At 64.2% G+C, this 18,112-nt stretch carries 18 protein-coding genes; 6 read left to right on the plus strand and 12 right to left on the minus strand.

The genetic code is table 11. The annotated features are described in order from the left end of the window. A partial coding sequence (locus CG471_RS20660) for a transposase (RefSeq protein ID WP_143560160.1) occupies positions 1-160 on the plus strand: 160 nt, incomplete at its 5' end. Positions 161-172: 12 nt separating this feature from the next. Here the strand turns inward: CG471_RS20660 and CG471_RS20665 are convergent. From CG471_RS20665 to CG471_RS20685, 5 genes are all read right to left on the minus strand, one after another. Next, on the minus strand, positions 173-799 hold the full coding sequence (locus tag CG471_RS20665) for a LysE family translocator (protein ID WP_099233458.1): 627 nt from the start codon (positions 797-799) through the stop codon (positions 173-175). 100 nt (positions 800-899) lie between these two features. Next, positions 900-1,364 (minus strand): MaoC family dehydratase, encoded by a 465-nt coding sequence (locus CG471_RS20670; protein WP_099233460.1) that lies wholly within the window; start codon positions 1,362-1,364, stop codon positions 900-902. A gap of 59 nt (positions 1,365-1,423) precedes the next feature. Beyond that, on the minus strand, positions 1,424-2,974 hold the full coding sequence (locus CG471_RS20675; protein ID WP_099233462.1) for an alkaline phosphatase: 1,551 nt from the start codon (positions 2,972-2,974) through the stop codon (positions 1,424-1,426). A 45-nt stretch (positions 2,975-3,019) separates the two neighbouring features. Beyond that, complete coding sequence (locus CG471_RS20680) at positions 3,020-4,300, minus strand: ectonucleotide pyrophosphatase/phosphodiesterase (RefSeq protein ID WP_099233499.1); 1,281 nt, start codon at positions 4,298-4,300, stop codon at positions 3,020-3,022. Positions 4,301-4,373: 73 nt separating this feature from the next. Then, positions 4,374-4,901 carry a DNA-deoxyinosine glycosylase gene (locus CG471_RS20685; protein WP_099233464.1) on the minus strand — a complete coding sequence of 176 codons (528 nt, stop codon included), beginning with the start codon at positions 4,899-4,901 and terminating at the stop codon, positions 4,374-4,376. A gap of 51 nt (positions 4,902-4,952) precedes the next feature. Here CG471_RS20685 and CG471_RS20690 point away from each other — a divergent pair, with 51 nt between their 5' ends. Then, positions 4,953-5,957 carry a DUF2167 domain-containing protein gene (locus tag CG471_RS20690; protein WP_099233466.1) on the plus strand — a complete coding sequence of 335 codons (1,005 nt, stop codon included), beginning with the start codon at positions 4,953-4,955 and terminating at the stop codon, positions 5,955-5,957. Positions 5,958-6,017: 60 nt separating this feature from the next. On the opposite strand, the gene ychF is transcribed toward CG471_RS20690, so the two are convergent. From ychF to CG471_RS20705, 3 genes are all read right to left on the minus strand, one after another. Further along, on the minus strand, positions 6,018-7,118 hold the full coding sequence (gene ychF / locus CG471_RS20695) for a redox-regulated ATPase YchF (protein WP_004207317.1): 1,101 nt from the start codon (positions 7,116-7,118) through the stop codon (positions 6,018-6,020). A 69-nt stretch (positions 7,119-7,187) separates the two neighbouring features. Beyond that, positions 7,188-7,913, minus strand: a complete 726-nt coding sequence (locus CG471_RS20700; protein ID WP_099233468.1) for a DUF2490 domain-containing protein — start codon at positions 7,911-7,913, stop codon at positions 7,188-7,190. A gap of 66 nt (positions 7,914-7,979) precedes the next feature. Next, the gene (locus CG471_RS20705; RefSeq protein WP_099233471.1) at positions 7,980-9,608 is read right to left on the minus strand and encodes an alpha-D-glucose phosphate-specific phosphoglucomutase; all 1,629 of its coding nucleotides are present in this window, start codon (positions 9,606-9,608) and stop codon (positions 7,980-7,982) included. Positions 9,609-9,833: 225 nt separating this feature from the next. On the opposite strand from CG471_RS20705, the gene CG471_RS20710 reads away from it, so the two are divergent. Beyond that, entirely contained in the window at positions 9,834-10,889 is a 1,056-nt protein-coding gene (locus CG471_RS20710; protein WP_099233473.1) for a linear amide C-N hydrolase, read from the plus strand. An 18-nt stretch (positions 10,890-10,907) separates the two neighbouring features. After that, complete coding sequence (locus CG471_RS20715) at positions 10,908-11,714, plus strand: hypothetical protein (RefSeq protein WP_099233475.1); 807 nt, start codon at positions 10,908-10,910, stop codon at positions 11,712-11,714. Positions 11,715-11,720: 6 nt separating this feature from the next. On the opposite strand, the gene pth is transcribed toward CG471_RS20715, so the two are convergent. The 4 genes from pth to CG471_RS20735 all read right to left on the minus strand — a co-directional run bounded on the left by pth (position 11,721) and on the right by CG471_RS20735 (position 14,927). Beyond that, positions 11,721-12,290, minus strand: a complete 570-nt coding sequence (gene pth / locus CG471_RS20720) for an aminoacyl-tRNA hydrolase (RefSeq protein WP_099233477.1) — start codon at positions 12,288-12,290, stop codon at positions 11,721-11,723. 88 nt (positions 12,291-12,378) lie between these two features. After that, entirely contained in the window at positions 12,379-12,990 is a 612-nt protein-coding gene (locus CG471_RS20725) for a 50S ribosomal protein L25/general stress protein Ctc (RefSeq protein ID WP_004207310.1), read from the minus strand. A 115-nt stretch (positions 12,991-13,105) separates the two neighbouring features. After that, a complete protein-coding gene (locus CG471_RS20730) occupies positions 13,106-13,996 on the minus strand; it encodes a TraB/GumN family protein (protein ID WP_099233479.1) in 891 nt (296 codons plus the stop codon). Between the two features lie 4 nt (positions 13,997-14,000). After that, positions 14,001-14,927, minus strand: a complete 927-nt coding sequence (locus tag CG471_RS20735) for a TraB/GumN family protein (RefSeq protein ID WP_099233481.1) — start codon at positions 14,925-14,927, stop codon at positions 14,001-14,003. Between the two features lie 134 nt (positions 14,928-15,061). Here CG471_RS20735 and CG471_RS20740 point away from each other — a divergent pair, with 134 nt between their 5' ends. Together CG471_RS20740 and glyS are read left to right on the plus strand one after the other, a co-directional pair. Beyond that, a complete protein-coding gene (locus tag CG471_RS20740; protein ID WP_099233483.1) occupies positions 15,062-15,934 on the plus strand; it encodes a glycine--tRNA ligase subunit alpha in 873 nt (290 codons plus the stop codon). 106 nt (positions 15,935-16,040) lie between these two features. After that, positions 16,041-18,044, plus strand: a complete 2,004-nt coding sequence (gene glyS, locus CG471_RS20745) for a glycine--tRNA ligase subunit beta (RefSeq protein ID WP_099233485.1) — start codon at positions 16,041-16,043, stop codon at positions 18,042-18,044. Positions 18,045-18,112 lie beyond the last annotated feature (68 nt).

The raw sequence follows: 18,112 nt of genomic DNA on the forward strand, positions 1-18,112 counted from the left end.
CGCCTTCTCGCCGTGGCTCTACAAACAGCGAAACCTCGTCGAACGATTCTTCAACCGCATCAAGCAGTTCCGTGGCATCGCCACCCGCTATGACAAAGACCCTGCCAACTTCCTCGCAGCCATCAAGCTCATCTGCGTGCGCATCTGGTGCAGTGCGTAATGAGTCTACGCGCTAGCGCTCCACCGCCATCCGCACGGCGAGGCCGCCCAGAACCGTGCCCATGAACCAGCGCTGGATCGTCAGCCAGCGCGGCCGGGTGCCGAGGAAGCCGGCGATCGATCCGGCGAGGCAGGCGATGATCGCGTTGACCGACAGGCTGATGACGATCTGGGTCGCGCCCAGGATGAGCGATTGGCCAAGCACATGGCCGCGCGCTGGATCGACGAACTGGGGCAGCAGCGAGAGATAGATCATCGCTACCTTGGGATTGAGCAGATTGGTCAGCAGCCCCATGGCGAACAGCTTGCGCGGGCCATCGAGCGGCAATTGCTTCACCTGGAAAGGCGAACGGCCGCCGGGCCGCACCGCATTCCAGGCGAGCCACAGCAGATAGAGCGCGCCGCCCAGGCGCAGCACGTCATAGGCGAAGGGCACCGCCATCAGCAGCGCGGTGATGCCGAAGGCGGCAGCGACCATGTAGAAGAGGAAGCCGCAGGCGACGCCGAGCAGCGAGACCATGCCGGCGGTGCGCCCCTGGCTGATCGAGCGCGAGATCAGATAGATCATGTTCGGCCCCGGCGTCAGCACCATGCCGAGCGAGATGAGGGCAAAGGCGGCAAGATGCGCGGCGCTGGGCATGGCTGGGCTCCCCGGATGAGCGTTTGGCCTCGCCTAGGGGGGAATGATCAGCGCCGACAGGTCCGGGGGACAGCAATTGGCCACCCCGGATGGGGTGGCCTTATGCCGGACGGGTGCGCCACATGGCGATCGGGCACATGGTCAGCACGGGTTCGTCCTTCTGATTGTAGAGCGTCACCTTGTTGCGGACGATGCCCATTTCCGGGCGGCTCTGCGAAATCTTCTTGTCGATCACCTCATTGGTGCCGCGCAGCGTGTCTCCGGGGCGGACCGGGCGCAGCCAGCGCAGTTCATCGACGCCCATCGCGCCCAGGCTGGCCGCCTGGCGTCCGGGATATTTCTGCATTTCGGCGACGAACATCTTCATGAACAGCGCTGTGGTGTGCCAGCCGCTGGCGGAGAGGGTGCGAAAATGGGTGGTGGCCGCTGCCTCGTCGGACAGATGGAAGGGTTGGGGATCGAACTCCGCGGCAAAGGCGATCGTTTCCTCGCGCGACAGGGTCAGCGGCCCGAACGCCACGCTGTCGCCCACCACGATATCCTCGAAATAGAGAATGTCGTCCATCTATCCGTCTCCCATTGCAACGGACATGGTGTATGGTGACTTTCCGTTTACGTCAACTGTCAGCTAATGGTCAGCCCCGGTGTGCCGCGCGGCACGGTCATGGTCGCGCGGGTGCGGATCTGGCCGCCCGGCGCCGATACCTGATCCATCACCATCGCCCGCGTCGTCCAGGCGTCCGGCGTCACTTCGCAGGTCAGATAGCCGCGCTGGTCGTTGATGAATTTGAGCTGCGGGTTGTTCTTCAGGATGATGTCGCTGCCGGGCCGCAGGTCCGATCCGTCGCCGCCGGAGGAAATGGAGGTCGACACGAACTCCACCGCCACCGGCTTGGTGCCGTCATCCAGCAGGCCGGCGAAATTCTGATGCTCGTCGCCGGTCAGGACCACGACATTGTTCAACCCCTTCATCCGGCCGAGCAGCCGCTGGCGCTGCACCTTGTAGCCGGCCCAGGTGTCCATATTGTAGATGGGATCGGTCGCATCTTCGCTGTTGCGGCGGTCGAGCGCCATCATCATCACCTGCTGCGCCAGGCAGTTCCACTTGGCGTCGCGGCGGGCAAGGTTGCGGGTCAGCCAGCCTTCCTCCTCGGCCGAAATGACCTGTGCCTGGGTGGCGGTCATTTCGGCGCAGGCCGGCTTGAAATTGTCGCCGCAGGGCTGGTCGGTGCGGAAGGTGCGGGTGTCGAGGAAGTCGATCGACAGCAGGTCGCCGAAGCGCGCCTGGCGATACATGGTGCCGATCATCTCGCTGCGCGGCGCCATCGCCGCGCGGACCGGCATATATTCATACCAGGCCTGCATGCCGGCGGCGCGGCGCATGCGGAAGGCATCGGCCGGCGCGCCCTTGGCGTCGATGTCACCGACCCAGTTGTTGGCGACCTCATGATCGTCGAAGGTCGGAAACCAGCTATGGCGGCAACGCGCCGCCTGCAGATCATAATCGCTCAGATATTGGGCGTAGCGCAGGCGATAGTCGGCAAGGTCATAACAATCCTGGCCGATATGGTCGCGCACCTGCGGTCCGGGCAGGCCGTCCTTGTCATAGTCCGGCCCGCGCTGGCTATATTCATAGATGAAGTCGCCATAATGATAGACGAAGGCGAGATCGTCCTCGCGCGCCAGATGGCGGAAGGCGGTGAACAGGCCATCCTGATAATTCTGACAGCCAGCGACGCCGAATTTCAGCAGCTTGGGACTGGCCGACGCCAGCGGCAGGGTGCGGGCGCGGCCACGCGTCGACTGGTCGTTGCCGAGCGCAAAGCGATACCAATAGGGCCGGTCGGGCTGAAGGCCGGTCACTTCGACATGGACGCTATGGCCCAGTTCGGGCCGGGCGGTCGCTTCGCCGCCGGCAACGATGGTCCTGAAGCGATCATCGGCCGCGACCTCCCATTTCACCGGGATAGGCGTCATCGGCATGCCGCCATGCGGCTCGAACGGGCGCGGCGCCAGCTTGGTCCAGATGACGAAGCCGTCGGGCGCCGGATCGCCCGATGTCACGCCCAAAGCGAAGGGATAGCCGGCGAACCAGCTCTGGGCGCGAAGGAGGGCGGGCGCGCCGGCGATCGGGGCGATGGCGGCGGCGGAGAGGAGCGAGCGGCGCGTGAACATGACGCGCCGCCTAGAACCGCTTTATGACAAATGCATGTCGCCCGATCAGGGCTTCACCAGCCCCTGCAGCACCGCCGGATTGCCATCGCTCGCCACCGGCGTCACGCCCAGCAGGCGGGCGAGCAGCGGATAGACATCGACATTGGTGAAATCGGCCGAGGGACGGAAGCCGCCGACGAAGGCCGGGCCGTTCGCGATGAACAAAGCCTGCATTTCGGGCGCGCGATCATCCCAGCCATGGTCGCCGCCGGTGACCGGCTTGGTCGGCGTCGTGTTCTGGAACACCCAGCCGGTTTCGGCCAGGCAGAAATAGGGCGGGATGCGGCGATGGGTGCCATAGTGGAAGCGCGCTGGGATTTCGCTCTTGCGCCAGCACTGCATATGGTCGCGCGGCTTGAACAGCGCGGCCTCCAGCGCCTTTTCGCGGCCGGGGTTGGCGACCAGGCTGGCATAGGGGCCGGCCTCCACCACGCGATAGTCGGCCGGGTCGGCGATCTTGTCGATCGGCAGCACCCGGTCATTCGCCTTGGCGGCCATGCCATGGTCGGAGACGATGACGATATTGGCCGGCTGGCCCAGCGCCTTGAGGCCGGCGATCAGTTCGCCGATATGGGCATCGACATCGGCGACCGCCTGGGTCGTTTCCGGTGCGGCCGGTCCGTTCACATGGCCAGCGGTGTCGACCTCATCGAAATAGAGGGTGACGAAGCGGGGGCGGATGTCGGCCGGGCGGCGCAGCACGTCCAGCACGCCGTTGACGCGCTGGGTCGGGCTGATCGCCTCGTTGAACTGGGCCCAGTCGCTCGGGCGCGATCCGCCGCTGATCTTGTAGGGCCAGTCGGCCGCCTTGTTGCCGCCCCAGGCGACGTTGGAGCCGGGCCAGAACATGGTCGCGGTACGCACGCCCTGCTTTTCGGCGGTGATCCAGATCGGCTCGGCCTCGTTCCACCAGTATGGATCGTCGCTCGCCATGGTGAACTTGTCCTTGGGCCGGCTGGCATCTTCCATATTATTGGCGACGATGCCGCTGCGGTCCGGCCGGTCGCCGGTCACGATCGCCCAATGATTGGGAAAGGTCTTGGTCGGGAAGGACGGGCGCATCGATGCTTCGGTGCCGCCCGCCGCCAGCGCGTTGAGGTTGGGCGATACGCCGCGGGTCAGATAATCGGGGCGGAAGCCGTCGATCGACACCAGGATCGTCACCGGCGCGCGCTGTTCGGCCGGGGCGGCGACGACGCTGGCGGGATGCTGCTGCACCGGGGCGCAGGCGCCGAGCAGGGTGGAAACGGACAGGGCAAATGCGAGCGACAGGCGACGGGCGGACATCATGGCCTCATGGCAAAAGGGAGATTTGGCCGCTGCTTAGCAGCCCAACCAAGTCGGTAAAGTGACGAATGGTTCATGTCGGATCGACATAGGGCGCCATTATGCTCCAGGCCTGTCGTTTGGCATCGCGTGAAAGGCTGGCATAGGCGCCGCTGGAGGAGGGGAGGTCAATCATCACCAGATCGGACCTTTCGCCCAATTGGCGACGGCCATGCTGGGCGGCGGTCTTGCCGTTGAAGGCGATCGCGCGGAGATTGGGCAGGCGGGACAGGAAGGCGCTGAGGTCGCGCAGTTCCGCACCCCGGATGCTGCTGTCCAAGCTGCCGTCGCGATCGGCGCTCTCGATCACGTCCCACAGGCCGACGCCTCGTGCGCGCAGCCGTTTGAGCTTCATCGCATAGGGCGCGCTGCGGACATCCTCGCCCAGAACGTCGCTCATCAATGCCCAGAAGGCATTGCCGCGATGGGCATAATATTCGCCCTGCTTGATCGAGGCGTCGCCGGGCAGGCTGCCCAAGATAAGCAGCCGCGTTTCCGCGTCCACGCTGGGCGGAAAGGCGATCTTGCGGCGGACGGGCATGATGCGGGGCGGTTGGGTCATTGCCTTCCAAGCTTTTGTTTCTAAAAGATTGCGCGTCACAAGGGGGATCTGATGAAGAAGATATGGAGCGCCATTGGCGCCATGTTGCTGATCGGCGCCATGCCGGTAGCGGTTTTTGCCCAGTCGGACCAGCCTGCCGGTCCGGCGGCGAGCGCGGAACAGCGCGCCTATGAGGCCAAGGTGAAGGCGGTGCTGGCGAAGCAGCGCCCGCAAAATGGCGACATCGCCCTGCCCGAAGCCAAGGCCGTGCTGCATCTGGGCCAGGATTATTATTATCTCGACGCGGCGCAGGCGCGCGAGGTGATCGTCGACATGTGGGGCAATCCGTCGGCCCAGGCCGATGGTGTGCTGGGCCTGGTCTTTCCGGCCGGCAAGACCTTCGTCGATGACGACGCCTGGGGGGCGGTCATCACCTATGAACAGAGCGGCTATGTGAAGGATGATGACGCCGCTTCGACCGATTATGACGCGCTGATGGCCGACATGAAGTCGGGCGAGGAGGAGCGCAACAAGGAGCGTGCCGATGCCGGATATCCCGCCATCCAGCTGGTCGGCTGGGCCGAGCGCCCGGCCTATGACAAGGCGCATCACAGCGTCATCTGGGCGCGCGACATGCGTTTTGGCAATGCGCAGGAGGATACGCTGAACTATGACGTCCGCCTGCTCGGCCGTTATGGCGTGCTCAGCCTCAACATGGTGTCGACCATGTCGCAACTGCCATCGGTGAAGGCGGCGGCAGCCAGGTTCGGTGCTTCGGTCAGCTATGATGCAGGCGCGCGCTATGCCGATTATGTGCCCAATGTCGACAAGGTCGCCGAATATGGCATTGGCGGGATGATTGCGGCGGGTGCGGGCCTGCTGGCGGCCAAGAAGCTGGGCCTGATCGCGCTGATCCTGGCCTTCGGCAAGAAACTGCTGATCCCGATCATCCTGATCTTTGGTGGCGGCTGGCGCTGGATCAAGCGCCGCCTGGGCAAGGGCGAGGAGGAGGTTGCTCCGCTAGAGCCGGAGTCAGTAGCCGCTGACGCCCCGGAAGAGGAAAGCGCCCCGCGCTGAACGAAGAAGGGCCGGGGGATCGCTCCTCCGGCCCTTTCCATGTCAGCGTATCTTTTGCTGTCAGACGTTGAAGCGGAACAGCATGATGTCGCCGTCCTGCGTCACATAATCCTTGCCTTCCGAACGCCACTTGCCTGCTTCCTTGGCGCCGGCTTCGCCATTGAACTGGACATAGTCGGCATAGGCCATGGTCTCGGCGCGGATGAAGCCCTTTTCGAAGTCCGAGTGGATGGCGCCGGCGGCCTGCGGGGCCTTGCTGCCCTTGGCCACGGTCCAGGCGCGGGCTTCCTTGGGGCCGACGGTGAAGAAGGTGATGAGGCCCAGCAGCTCATAGCCAGCGCGGATGATGCGGGCGAGACCGGCTTCGGTCAGGCCCAGCGCTTCGAGATATTCGCCGCGTTCCTCGACCGGCATGGTGATGAGTTCGGCCTCGATCGCCGCCGACACGATGACCGCGCTGGCATTCTCGGCGGCTGCCTTCTCGAACACGCGGGCGGAAAATGCATTGCCCTCGGCCGCGGCGCCTTCCTCGACATTGCAGACATAGAGGACGGGCTTGGCGGTCAGCAGCTGCGCCTGGGCGAACAGGCGAGCTTCTTCCTCGTCGCGCGGCTGGGTCAGGCGTGCGGGCTTGCCGTCGCGCAGCAGTTCCAGCGTCTGGCCCAGCACCGATGCGGCGGCCTTGGCTTCCTTGTCGCCCTGCGCGCCCTTCTTGAGCAGGTTGGGAACCCGCTTCTCCAGGCTTTCGAGGTCGGCGAGCATCAGTTCGGTTTCCACCGTCTCGGCGTCGGCGATCGGATCGACCTTGCCCTCGACATGGGTGATGTCGTCATCCTCGAAGCAGCGCAGGACGTGGACGATGGCGTCGGTCTCGCGGATGTTCGCCAGGAACTGGTTGCCCAGCCCTTCGCCCTTCGACGCGCCGCGCACCAGGCCGGCAATGTCGACGAAGGCGAGCTGCGTCTCGATGATCTTGGCGCTGCCGCCGATCCTGGCGATGGTCTGCAGCCGATCGTCGGGCACGGCGACGCGACCCTCATTGGGCTCGATCGTGCAGAAGGGATAATTCGCCGCCTGCGCCGCCTGCGTCTCGGTCAGCGCATTGAACAGGGTGGACTTGCCCACATTGGGAAGCCCGACGATACCGCAACGAAAACCCATTTGACTGCCTTCATGTCTCAGATGATGCCGCGCCGATAGCGGTTTCGGCGCGGATTGGCCAGCCTTGCGTCAATGGCGGAAGAACAGCGTCACCGATGCGACATGGTTGACGCGCTGGCGGCTGCCGCCCTGGTCGATCAGCTGGTTGAGATAGCCGACTTCCATGGTGGAGGCGCCGGGCAGGCCGATCTCAACCCCGGCGAAGCTACGGAGCTGGTCGAAGCCCTTGCGGGCGCCCCAATCGGTGTCGTTGAGGGCGAAGAAGACCTCGCCATAGGCCAGCGCATTGACCGCGTCGCTGCCGGGTTTGAGCGCATGTTCCACCCGCAGCATTTCGCGCAGGCGCCAGCCCATGTCGCCGCCGTTCGAGCGCCAGCGCTGCTCCAGCCGGGTGCGCGAGGAAATCTCGGCGTCCTTGGGCCGCGCCAGCGTCCAGCTCAGCTGCTGGAAACTGCGTTCCTCATTGACGTCCTTGCCGCCCTCGATCGGCACGACGACATGGGCGTAGCCCTGGTAGAGGGTGATGTCGCGCGACAATTTGACGCCGAGCGCGCCGCGGAAAAGGGCCTGGTCGATGCGCGACACGCCGTCGCCGATGCGCGGCTGGATTTCGGCGAAATAGACCAGTTCGTCCTTGATCGACCCCATCGCCGTCAGATTGACCCAAAGCTGCTCGTCCTCGCGCGTCGCAGCCTGCGCGGGCATGGCGAGGGCGGCAAGGGACAGGGTGGCAAGGGACAGGGCGACAGCAAGCGACGGGAAACGCATGAAACCTCTGGCGGTGGAAAGCGACATCCCCACCGCCTTTAGGTTGCTGTCATTGCTGTCCCGTTGCTGCGGGGTAAGCGATGGTGAACCGGTTCAGGTAATGACGCTGGGCTGATCCATGCCGGTATAGCCGGCAATGTCGGCCAGTTCCTGCGCCGCGGCGACCAGCGGCGCGAGCGCATCGCCGGTTGCCAGCGCCAGATCGCCGTCCGGCCCGACATAGCGTTCGATATAGACGCGCAAGGTGGCCCCTTCGGTGCCGGTGCCCGACAGGCGGAACACCACGCGCGATCCATCCTCGAACAATATACGTACGCCCTGGTTCCGGCTCACTGACTGGTCGGTCGGATCGGTATAGGCGAAATCGTCCGCCGCCTTCACCGTGCCGCCACTGTTGCCGGTGCCGGGCAGGCTGGCGAGCGTGTCGCGCAGAGCGGCCATCAGCGCTTCGGCCTTGTCCTTGGCGATCGCTTCATAGTCGTGGCGGGCATAATAGTTGCGGCCATAGGTCGCCCAATGATCGGCCATGATGTCCGCCACGCTCTGTTGGCGCGCGGCCAGGATATTGAGCCACAGCAACACCGCCCAGATGCCGTCCTTCTCGCGCACATGGTCGGACCCGGTGCCGGCGCTTTCCTCGCCGCAGATCGTCGCCATGCCGGCGTCGAGCAGGTTGCCGAAGAATTTCCAGCCGGTCGGCGTCTCATAGAGCGGGATGCCCAGCTTCTCCGCCACCCGATCGGCTGCGCCGCTGGTCGGCATGGAGCGGGCGATACCCTTGAGGCCACCGGCATAGCCCGGCGCCAGATGGGCATTGGCGGCCAGCACCGCGAGCGAGTCCGAGGGCGTCACATAGCAGTGGCGGCCGATGATCAGGTTGCGATCGCCGTCACCGTCCGACGCCGCGCCGAAGTCGGGCGCGTCGGCGGCCATCATCCGGTCATAGAGGGCCTTGGCATGGACCAGATTGGGGTCGGGATGATGATGGCCGAAATCGGGCAGGGGGGTGCCGTTCATCACCGTGCCGGCCGGTGCGCCTAGTCGCTTCTCGAAAATCTCGGTCGCATAGGGGCCGGTCACCGCGCTCATCGAGTCGAAGGCGAGGGTGAAGCCACCGGCGATCATCGCCCTGATCGCGGGGAAATCGAACAGGCTTTCCATCAGCGCGGCATAGCCGGCGACCGGATCGACCACTTCGACGGCCATGGCGCCCAACTGGCTGGTCCCCAGCGTGTCGATATCGACGTCGGCGGCTTCGAGGATGCGATAGCTGTCGATCGTCAGGGTCCGCGCGTGGATCGCGTCGGTCACCTTTTCGGGGGCTGGCCCGCCGTTCGACACATTATATTTGATGCCGAAATCCTCGTCCGGGCCACCCGGATTATGGCTGGCCGACAGCACCAGCCCGCCAAAGGCGCCGGACGACCGGATCAGATGCGACGCAGCCGGGGTGGACAAGATACCGCCCTGACCGACCAGCACCCGGCCAAAGCCATTGGCCGCCGCCATCCTGAGTGCGATCTGGATGACTTCGCGATTGAGATAGCGGCCATCGCCGCCGATCACCAAGGTCTGGCCGGCATAGCCGTCCAGGCTGTCGAACACCGACTGGATGAAATTTTCCGCATAATGGGGCTGCTGGAAGACCCGAACCTTCTTGCGCAGGCCCGATGTGCCGGGCTTCTGGTCGTCGAAAGGCGTGGTCGCGACGGTCTGGATCACCTCTGTCCCCTGCTTTGCCTAATAAGTCGTTACGCCTCTATGGCTTGTTCATGCTGCACTGCGCAATGCGCTTTGTCGCGCCGAAGGTGCGGGCGACCGTGATCGGATGCGATTACTGCGCAAGGGACGGGTTGGCCAAAGCCGTCATGCGGGTTATCACCCATGGCAACTATTCAGAAAATCGGCATTTTCAGTGACAGTATCGTGACCTTTGTAGGAGGTTCCATGTCTCGTCTGCCTGCTTTCCTGTCCGGTCTTGCGCTGCTCTCGGCGCAACTGGCTTCGGTATCGGCCGATGCCTGCACGCGCCTGGTCTATCATGGCGCCAATGACGATGTGATCACCGCCCGGTCGATGGACTGGAAGGTCGATGTCGGCACCAACCTCTGGATCTTTCCGCGCGGCATCGCGCGCAGTGGGGAGGCCGGCCCCAATTCGGTCAAATGGACGTCCCGCTATGGCAGCGTGATCGCCACCGGCTACGACATTTCCACCACCGACGGCATGAACGAGGCGGGGCTAACCGCCAATCTCCTGTGGCTGGTCGAATCCGAATATCCGCATTTCGACGGCAAGCAGCCGGGCATGAGCATCGCCATCTGGACTCAATATGTGCTCGACAATTTCGCCACCGTGAAGGCGGCGGTCGACGAACTGTCCAAGGAAAGCTTTGTCGTCGTCACCGACAATATTCCGGGCGAGGAACGGCTCGGCACGCTCCACCTCGCGATTTCGGATGCGTCGGGCGACAGTGCCATCTTCGAATATATCAAGGGCAAGCTGGTGATCCATCACGGCCCGCAATATCCGGTGATGACCAATTCGCCGATCTTCGACGAGCAACTGGCGCTCAACGCCTATTGGAAGGATATTGGCGGCACCACCATGTTGCCGGGCACCAACCGCTCGGCCGATCGCTTCGCCCGCGCCTCCTTCTATGTGAAGGCCATTCCCAAGAGCGAAGACCCGGTGACGGCGCTGGCCAGCGTGTTCAGCGTGATCCGCAATGTCTCGGTGCCATTCGGCATCTCGACCCCGGACCAGCCCAATATCTCCTCGACCCGCTGGCGCACGGTCGCGGATCACAAGCGCAAGCTCTATTTCTTCGAGTCCGCGTTGACGCCGAACAGCTTCTGGGTCGATCTGAAGACGATCGACTTTGCGCCTTCTGCCAAGGTGAAGAAGCTCGATCTTGGCCCGAACCAGACGAAAACCTTTTCGGGCGAGGTCAGCGGCCAGTTCAAGGATGCGCCGGCCTTCAAATTCCTGGGACTGTCCTGATCGGCTGGGGGCGCCGCCATGCGATATCTTCCTCTATGCTGCCTGTTCGCCAATGCCCTTGTCTATGCCGGACCGGCCTTGGCGCAGGAGGCGCCGGCGCACCTGTCCGATGACACGCCCGATCAGGGCTGGCATCTCACCGTCTCGCCCTATGTCTGGGCGGCGTCGCTGCACGGTAATGCGGAACTGGCGGGGTTCCGCACCAGGGTCGACATGCCTTTCTCGGAGATATTCGACCATCTCGACTTCGTCACCATGGGCGAAGTCGTCCTGAGCAATGGCAAGGTTGGCGCCTATGTCGACGGCCAATATGTGAAGACCAGCCAGGACGCATCCGTCTATCATCAGCAGGTGGGGCTGGGCATCAGGAAGACCCATGTGTCGGGTGGCCTCTTCTACAATATCATCGACCATCGCATGGCGGAGCGAACCGTCCATGGGGATCGGCGGCGCTTCACCTTCGCGCCGGTCGTCGGTTTGCGCTGGTCGAAACTGTCGGCCGATGTCGCGGCGCTGGGCCTGACGGCCAATCGCAAGGCTGACTGGACGGAGGTGCTGGCCGGCGTCCGCACGGCCGGCGATATCGACCGTCACTGGGTGATCGACGCGCGCCTGAATGCCGGCGGCTTTAGCGACCGCAAATCCAGCATGGATGGCGAAGGAACGATTGGCTACCGGCTGCGCCTCGCCGGCCTGCCGCTGACCGTGCGCGCTGGCTATCGATTCGTTCACCAGCAATATCGGATGCGCGACTTTACCGGCCAGCAATTTCGCTGGAACGTCTCGCAGGAAGGGCCGCTACTGGGCCTTTCGGCGCGCTTCTGATCGGCCTCAGTCGGCCAGCCGCAGCGCCACTTCGTTCATGAAGCGGGCGTCGTCATTCTTCGCCAGCCATTCCGCCTCGGCACCGATCGCGCCCAGCATGTCGGCGAGCGCGTCCATCTCGCTCTTGTGGTAATTGCCCAGCACATAGCCATGGACCTTGTCCTTGTGGCCGGGATGGCCGATTCCCAGCCGCACGCGGCGGAAATCATTGCCGATATGGGCGTCGGTCGACCGCAGGCCATTATGGCCGGCATTGCCGCCGCCGCGCTTCACCTTGACCTTCATCGGCGCGAGATCGAGCTCATCATGAAAGACGGTCACGTCCTGCGTCGTCAGCTTGTAGAAGCGCATCGCCTCGCCGACCGCGCGGCCGCTTTCGTTCATGAAGGTGGCGGGTTTGAGCAGGATGATCTTCTCCGGGCCGATCCGCCCTTCCTGCACCCAGCCCTGGAACTGCTTTTTGGGCGGCGAGAAGCGATACATGTCGGCGATCAGGTCCGCGGCCATGAAGCCGACATTGTGCCGGTGCATCGCATATTGTTGCCCCGGATTGCCGAGGCCGGCCCAGATCTGCATCGTCTATCTCGCATGAAAAGAAAAATCCCGCCCGCCGGTTAGGCGGACGGGATCGGAATTTCCAGCCTGCAAGCAAGCTGTAAGGCGATTACTCGCCTTCGCCCTCGGCCGCTTCGCCTTCGGCGCTCTTGAGAGCCGAGGGAGCGACGATGGTGGCGATGGTGAAGTCGCGGTCTTCGATCGCAGCCTTCGCGCCCTTGGGCAGGGTCACGGCGCTGATGTGGATCGAATCGCCGACTTCGAAGCCCTTGAGGTCGACGACGACGTCATCGGGGATCTCGGCGGCATCGACGACCAGTTCGACGTCGTGACGGACGACGTTCAGCACGCCACCCTTCTTGAGGCCGGGCGAGGCGTCTTCATTCTCGAAGCGCACCGGGACAGCGACAGTCACGGTGGCATGTTCCGAAACGCGCAGGAAGTCGGCGTGCAGCGGACGATCGGTCACGGGGTGGAAGGCCACATCCTTGGCGAGGGTGCGGACGGTCTTGCCGCCGACTTCGACCATGATGACCGAATTGAAGAAGTGACCTGTGCCGAGCTGCTTGTTGAGGAGCTTTTCCTCGACGTGGATCGACAGGGGTTCTTCGTTCATACCATAGATGACGGCGGGTACGCGGCCCTCACGGCGGAGGGCGCGGGAGGCTCCCTTGCCTGCCCGATCGCGTGCCTCGGCCGACAGCGTAAGCTGCTCGCTCATTGCGTGTCTCCAAAAGCAAATTTGATACAATTTTCCCGCCACGCCTCCAGGGATGACCATCGCGGGAAGGCGGCCCTGTAGCAGAAAGCGGCGATAAAGCAAGTTTAGCGCTGGCTTATTGCACGCGCGTGACCTTGTAGCCCCTGGCCTTGAGCAGATCGACGAGATTGTCCTTGCCGGTGAGGTGACCGGCGCCCACCGCGATGAAGGGGCGGCCCTTCAACTTGTCGACCGCGCCGACCCAATCGCGGTTGCGCGCGGTCAGGATCGCGTCCTCGACCACCGGATCGGGCTGCTCGCCATTCTGGTCCTCTTTCGCGATCGCCTCCATGTCGCCCTTGGCCCAGGCGGTCAGGATGCGATTGTAGAGGGCCTTCATGTCCTTGGCTTCATGGATGGTCTGGATCAGCAGCTTGCGCTGCGCCGCTTCGGGCAGGCCGTCAAAGGCGCCGAACTGGCGCTCGACGGTTTCGAGGCCACCGATCGGCCGGCCCTTGAAGACGGCGATCAGTACCGGCTCGACGCCATTGGCCTGGCTGACGTTCAGGCTTTCCTGCGACGCGGCCGACAGCAGCATGGCCGCCGCCCAGCTTTCATAGCCCGACAGCGCCTGCGCGCTGGTGCCGCCTTCCTTGACGATCCGGTCGAGTTCGGGGCGCTCGCCCGCCGGCACGCGCGCGTCGAGCGCGGGCAGGTTGGGGCTGCGGCCCATGCTTTCGAACAGGCCCAGCGTCTTCTGCTGGTCCTGCAGGTCGGCGGCCTCCAGCACCAGCTGGTCGGCGTCCTTCCAGGCCTGCTTGATGGTCGGCGTCTGCCAGTCGACCCCTTCGGGCAGGACATGGATGGTGCCGAAGATCCAGCCGTCCAGGCCCGCGCGTTCCACCCGCCACAGCGCTGGCCCTTGGCCGGCCTCGACCTTGGGGGCAGGGGCCTTCTGTTCGCTGCCGCACGCGGCGATCAGGGCAAGGCCGCAAAGGGCCAGAAAACGGATCATCCAGCTTTTCATGGCCTTATTCCCCCTGCTTCACACGCGCGCTGGCGATGCCCAGCATCTTCAACTGATCCTGCACGCTGCCCTTGCCGGCCAGATGACCCGCGCCGACCGCGACGAAGACGGTGCCGGGCTGGTCCAGTCGCGCCTTGATCCACTTGGCCCAATTGGCGTTGCGGTTGATCAGCAGCACCTGCGCCAGTTCCGGCGTGGCCTTGAGCGAATCATTCATCTCGTCCGCCAGCTTTTCCGGCTGGCCGGTCTGCCAATGGTTGAGCAGGGCGGCGAACTCGCCTTCCATGCCGTCCATGCCCTCGACCGTGGCGTTGAGGAACTGGACCTGCTGCCCCATCGGCAGGTCGGCGAAGAAATTGAGCTGCTGCTCCACCGTTTCCAGCGCGCCGACCTTCTTGCCGGCCTTCTCGGCGGCGGCCCGCAATATCTTCTCCGCGCCGATGTCGGATTGGTAACCCAGCTTCTGCAGCGGCGCGACCGACAGGATCATGCCCGCCATCCACGGATTGAACGCTTCGAACGACTGCCATGGCACGCCGGCGGCCACCATCGCCGCGCGATATTTCTGCGCGGCGTCGGGCGCGAGCCGGGTGGACAGGGCGACCCGGTCGGTCGCCATCGCCTTACCCGCCATCATCTGCGCCATTTCGCCGGGATTTTCCGGCTCGATGATTTCCAGCACCAGTTCGTCCGATGCGTCGAACGCCTGCTTCACCCCGCCCTTGAACCAGTCGATCCCCGGTTTCAGCACATGGACGGTGCCGAACAGATAGATGGTCGTGTCGGCGTCCTTCACCTGCCACAGGGCAGGGGCGACGTTGACAGCGATGTTGACGGGTTCGCGGGCGGCGACGGGCTGGGCCTGGCCCCAGGCGCCGAGCAGCAAAAGTCCCGCGGAAAGCCAGCGGGACGGGAAAGCGGTCAGTCTCATATCCCTTCCATGCGGGCGCCGGGCGCGCAGGGCAAGCGGCTTAACCCTGTTCGACGCGGCTTTTCCTTGACCCTTGGCCCGCGCTGCGCCAAGGCGCGGCCGACCATAATCTGTCATTATTGCAAGGACCACCGGTGGCCGAGGGCAAAGCGCTTTCCTTCCAGGACCTCATTCTCACCCTGCACGCCTATTGGGGCAAGCAGGGTTGTGTCATTCTTCAGCCCTACGACATGGAAGTGGGGGCGGGTACATTCCACCCGGCGACCACGCTGCGCAGCCTGGGCCCCAAGCCCTGGAACGCGGCCTATGTCCAGCCGAGCCGCCGTCCGACCGACGGCCGCTATGGCGAGAACCCGAACCGGCTGCAGCATTATTACCAATATCAGGTGATCATGAAGCCCAGCCCTGCGAACCTGCAGGAACTGTATGTGGGCAGCCTCAGGGAAATCGGCATCGATCCGCTGGTCCATGACATCCGCTTTGTCGAGGATGACTGGGAAAGCCCGACGCTGGGCGCCTGGGGCCTGGGCTGGGAAGTCTGGTGCGACGGCATGGAAGTCACCCAGTTCACCTATTTCCAGCAGATGGGCGGCTATGACTGCAAGCCGGTCGCGGGCGAGCTGACCTACGGCCTCGAACGCCTCGCCATGTATATCCAGGGCGTCGACAGCGTCTATGACCTGAAGTTCAACGACCAGGGTGTCACCTATGGCGAGGTGTTCCTGGAAAATGAGCGGCAGATGTCGAAATGGAATTTCGAGGTCGCCGACACCGAAAAGCTGTTCCGCTGGTTCAAGGACTGCAAGGCCGAATATGACCAGTGCATCGCCAATGATGTGCCGCTCGCGGCCTTTGAACAGGCGATCAAGGCCAGCCACACCTTCAATCTGCTGCAGGCGCGCGGCGTGATCTCCGTGCAGGAGCGTGCCAGCTATATGGGCCAGGTCCGCGACATGGCGAAGGGTAGCTGCGAAGCGTGGATGAAGACCAACGGATGGACCGCCTGATGACCATGAATAATATCGTCATCCCAGCGAAGGCTGGGATCTCGGGCCATGTGGCACTGCATTCGCTTGCGGCCCCAGCCGGCGCTGGGGCTTCGGAGGAAATCGCATGACCGATTTCCTCCTTGAACTGCGCTGCGAGGAAATTCCCGCGCGCATGCAATTGAAGGCGTCCGACGATCTGGCGCGCCTCTTCACCGAGGAACTGGCCAAGGCCGGGCTCAAGCCCGCGTCGATCGACAGCTTCGTCACGCCGCGCCGCCTGGCGCTGATCGCCCGCGACCTGCCGCTGGAAACCGCGGCGGTCAGCGAGGAGTTCAAGGGCCCCCGCACCAGCGCCCCGGCGCAGGCGCTCGAAGGCTTCCTGCGCAAGACCGGCCTGACCCAGGACAAGCTGGAGGATCGCGACGGCGTCTGGTTCGCCGTGGTGAACAGGCCCGGCCGCGCCACCACCGACGTGCTGGCCGAAGCCGTGCCGGCGGTTGTCCGCGCCTTCCCCTGGCCCAAGTCGATGCGCTGGGGCGCGGCCAGCGCCACCACCGAAAGCCTGCGCTGGGTCCGCCCGCTGCAGGGCATCATCGCGCTGCTCGGCGGCGAGATCGTGCCGCTGTCGATCGAAGGGATCGAGGCTGGCCGCGAGACGGTGGGGCATCGCTTCCATTCGACCGGCACCATCAGCATCGACGGTGCCGACGACTATGCCGACAAGCTGCGCGCCGCCTATGTCATCGTCTCGCATCAGGAGCGTCAGGCGATCATCGAGGCGAAGGCCGGCGAGGCTGCGGCGGCCAAGGGCTATAGCGTGATTGAGGACAAGGGCCTGGTCGCGGAAAATGCTGGCCTTACCGAATGGCCGGTGCCCTTGCTGGGCGATTTCGATCCGGAATTTCTTGAGGTTCCGCCCGAAGTCATTCAGCTAACCCTGCGTATCAACCAGAAATATTTCGTTCTGCGTGACGCGGGTGGAAAACTCGCCCCGGCCTTCATCTGCACCGCCAATATCGAGGCGAAGGATGGCGGCGTGGCGATCGTCGCCGGCAACCGCAAGGTGCTGGCCGCGCGCCTGAGCGACGCCCGTTTCTTCTGGCAGCAGGACCGCAAGACCCCGCTCGCCGATCAGGCGAAGAAGCTTGGCCGCATCACCTTCCATGAGAAGCTGGGGACGGTGGCCGACAAGGTCGAGCGCGTCGCCAAGCTGGCCGAATGGCTGGCGAGCGAAGGCATCGTGCCGAACTGCGACCCGGCGCTTGCGCGCCAGGCGGCGGAACTGTGCAAGGCGGACCTTGTCACCGAAATGGTCGGCGAATTCCCCGAATTGCAGGGCGTTATGGGCGGCTATTATGCCCGCGCCGAAGGCCTGCCCGACGCGGTCGCCGACGCGATCCGCGACCATTACAAGCCGGTCGGGCAGGGCGATGACGTCCCCACTGCGCCGGTGACGGTGGCGCTCAGCCTGGCGGACAAGCTGGATACGCTGCGCTCCTTCTTCGGCATCGACGAAAAGCCGACCGGTTCGCGTGACCCGTTCGCGCTGCGCCGCGCAGCACTGGGCGTGATCCAGATCGTGACCGCCAATGGTCTGCGTATGCCGGTTGCTGAGGGCGATCTACTCGACTTCTTCGCCGACCGCCTCAAGGTCCAGCAGAAGGAAGCGGGCGTTCGTCATGACCTGATCGACGCAGTGTTCGCGCTGGGTGGCGAGGACGACCTTGTTCGCCTGCTCGCTCGCGTGAAAGCGCTTCAGTCCTTCGTCGCGACCGATGACGGCGTTAACCTGCTCGCGGGCTACAAGCGCGCCGCCAATATCCTCAAGAAGGAAGGCGTGGAGCAGGCGGAGGCGATTTCGCTTTCCTATGAACCCGAAAAGGCGGAAGCTGATCTGATCGCTGCGCTCGACGCGGCGGAACCGCAGGCGGCACAGGCTGTCGCGGCCGAGGAGTTCGAAGGCGCCATGGCTGCGCTTGCGACGCTCCGTGCGCCGATCGACGCCTTCTTTGAGACCGTGACGGTGAATGATGCTGATCCGGCGAAGCGCACGACTCGCCTCGCGCTGCTGGCGCGGGTCCGTGATGCAGTGCACAATGTCGCCGACTTTTCGAAGATTACAGGATAAGGAAACGAAATTCCAAAATCTGCGGGAAATATGCGAAGTTAAGCGGGATAAGTCCTATCCCCTAATGG

The sequence above is a fragment of the Sphingobium sp. IP1 genome, assembly GCF_002708645.1.
GTDB classification, from domain to species: domain Bacteria; phylum Pseudomonadota; class Alphaproteobacteria; order Sphingomonadales; family Sphingomonadaceae; genus Sphingobium; species Sphingobium yanoikuyae.

Excerpts from the sequence above, each read along its gene's own strand:
- CG471_RS20670 (WP_099233460.1), bottom strand. The coding sequence starts at position 1,364 with ATGGACGACATTCTCTATTTCGAGGATATCGTGGTGGGCGACAGCGTG.
- CG471_RS20715 (WP_099233475.1), top strand. The coding sequence starts at position 10,908 with ATGCGATATCTTCCTCTATGCTGCCTGTTCGCCAATGCCCTTGTCTAT.
- pth (WP_099233477.1), bottom strand. The coding sequence starts at position 12,290 with ATGCAGATCTGGGCCGGCCTCGGCAATCCGGGGCAACAATATGCGATG.
- CG471_RS20680 (WP_099233499.1), bottom strand. The coding sequence starts at position 4,300 with ATGTCCGCCCGTCGCCTGTCGCTCGCATTTGCCCTGTCCGTTTCCACC.
- CG471_RS20735 (WP_099233481.1), bottom strand. The coding sequence starts at position 14,927 with ATGAGACTGACCGCTTTCCCGTCCCGCTGGCTTTCCGCGGGACTTTTG.
- glyS (WP_099233485.1), top strand. The coding sequence starts at position 16,041 with ATGACCGATTTCCTCCTTGAACTGCGCTGCGAGGAAATTCCCGCGCGC.
- CG471_RS20665 (WP_099233458.1), bottom strand. The coding sequence starts at position 799 with ATGCCCAGCGCCGCGCATCTTGCCGCCTTTGCCCTCATCTCGCTCGGC.
- CG471_RS20725 (WP_004207310.1), bottom strand. The coding sequence starts at position 12,990 with ATGAGCGAGCAGCTTACGCTGTCGGCCGAGGCACGCGATCGGGCAGGC.
- CG471_RS20685 (WP_099233464.1), bottom strand. The coding sequence starts at position 4,901 with ATGACCCAACCGCCCCGCATCATGCCCGTCCGCCGCAAGATCGCCTTT.
- CG471_RS20690 (WP_099233466.1), top strand. The coding sequence starts at position 4,953 with ATGAAGAAGATATGGAGCGCCATTGGCGCCATGTTGCTGATCGGCGCC.
- CG471_RS20730 (WP_099233479.1), bottom strand. The coding sequence starts at position 13,996 with ATGAAAAGCTGGATGATCCGTTTTCTGGCCCTTTGCGGCCTTGCCCTG.
- ychF (WP_004207317.1), bottom strand. The coding sequence starts at position 7,118 with ATGGGTTTTCGTTGCGGTATCGTCGGGCTTCCCAATGTGGGCAAGTCC.
- CG471_RS20700 (WP_099233468.1), bottom strand. The coding sequence starts at position 7,913 with ATGTCGCTTTCCACCGCCAGAGGTTTCATGCGTTTCCCGTCGCTTGCT.
- CG471_RS20710 (WP_099233473.1), top strand. The coding sequence starts at position 9,834 with ATGTCTCGTCTGCCTGCTTTCCTGTCCGGTCTTGCGCTGCTCTCGGCG.
- CG471_RS20675 (WP_099233462.1), bottom strand. The coding sequence starts at position 2,974 with ATGTTCACGCGCCGCTCGCTCCTCTCCGCCGCCGCCATCGCCCCGATC.